Annotated in this window: 1 protein-coding gene; it reads left to right on the top strand. The window is 73.1% G+C overall.

Annotated elements, in window-relative coordinates; genetic code table 11:
* Window positions 1-109: 109 nt before the first annotated feature.
* Entirely contained in the window at window positions 110-1,300 is a 1,191-nt protein-coding gene (locus DBR36_RS08065; protein ID WP_108318367.1) for an acetyl-CoA C-acyltransferase, read from the top strand.
* Window positions 1,301-1,376: the final 76 nt, after the last annotated feature.

Here is a 1,376-nt window from a genome sequence, read left to right as displayed (position 1 = left end):
ACCGTTGCGGGCCCCGCCCCCGCCGTGGCATGATTACTGAACGATCGGTCGGAAAACCTCGCAGCTGAGGATGACGACCCCGCCAGAGTCGGCGGGGGAGAGGAAGACGATGTCGGACGCGTTTCTCATCGGCGGTGTGCGCACCCCGGTCGGGCGGTACGGCGGGGCTCTGGCATCCGTCCGCCCCGATGACCTCGCCGCTCTCGTGGTCGGCCACGCGGTGACGCGTGCAGGCGTGCCGGCCGAGGCGATCGACGAGGTGATCCTCGGTGCGGCCAATCAGGCGGGCGAGGACAACCGCAACGTCGCCCGGATGGCCGTGCTGCTGGCCGGACTGCCGGATGCCATCCCCGGCCTGACCGTCAACCGCCTCTGCGCCTCGGGCATGAGCGCCGTCGCGCTCGCCGCGCAGGCGATCCGCGCCGGCGACGCCGACGTGGTGGTCGCCGGAGGCGTCGAATCGATGACGCGCGCGCCGTGGGTGCAGGCCAAGCCCGACCGTGCGTGGGCCAAACCGGGCGCCGCGTTCGACACGTCCATCGGCTGGCGCTTCACCAACCCGCGGCTCGCCGCGCGCGACAAGGCCACCTTCACGATGCCCGAAACGGCCGAAGAGGTCGCCCGCGTGGACGGCGTCTCGCGCGCCGACGCGGACGCCTTCGCCCTGCGCAGTCACCAGCGGGCGATCGCGGCACAGGATGCCGGGCGCTTCGCCGACGAGATCGTCGCCGTCGAGACGTCGCGCGGCCCGGTCGACACCGACGAGGGGCCGCGCCGCGATACCTCGCTCGATGTTCTCGCGGGACTCCGCCCCGTCGTGAGGGGCGGCGAGGTCGTCACGGCCGGCAACTCCAGCTCCCTGAACGACGGCGCCTCGGCGATCGTCGTCGCCAGTGCCGCCGCCGTCGAACGGTACGGCCTGCGCCCGCGCGCGCGGATCGTGTCGCACGCCGCGGCCGGTATCGCGCCCGAGATCATGGGGCTCGGTCCCGTGCCCGCGACCGAGAAGGCGCTCGCCAAGGCCGGGCTGTCGGCATCCGATCTGGGAGCCGTCGAACTCAACGAAGCCTTCGCCTCGCAGTCGCTCGCGTGCATGCGGCGCCTGGGATTGGACCCCGACATCGTCAACGCCGACGGCGGGGCCATCGCGCTCGGGCATCCGCTGGGCTCGAGCGGCTCACGGCTGCTCGTGACGCTGCTCGGCCGGATGGAGCGCGAGGACGCCCGATACGGGCTGGCCACGATGTGCGTCGGCGTGGGGCAGGGCGCGGCGATGATCGTGGAGCGCGCCGGTGCGTGACGTCGAGGCCGGGCTTCCCGAAGCCCGTCGCCTGCGGGTCGAGGTGAGCGACGACCGCGTCGTCGCGACTCTCGAC

Source organism: Microbacterium sp. HMWF026 (assembly GCF_003061325.1).
GTDB lineage: Bacteria > Actinomycetota > Actinomycetes > Actinomycetales > Microbacteriaceae > Microbacterium > Microbacterium testaceum_E.
Note: the sequence above shows the minus strand (reverse complement) of the source record. Positions and strands in the feature narration are given on the sequence as shown.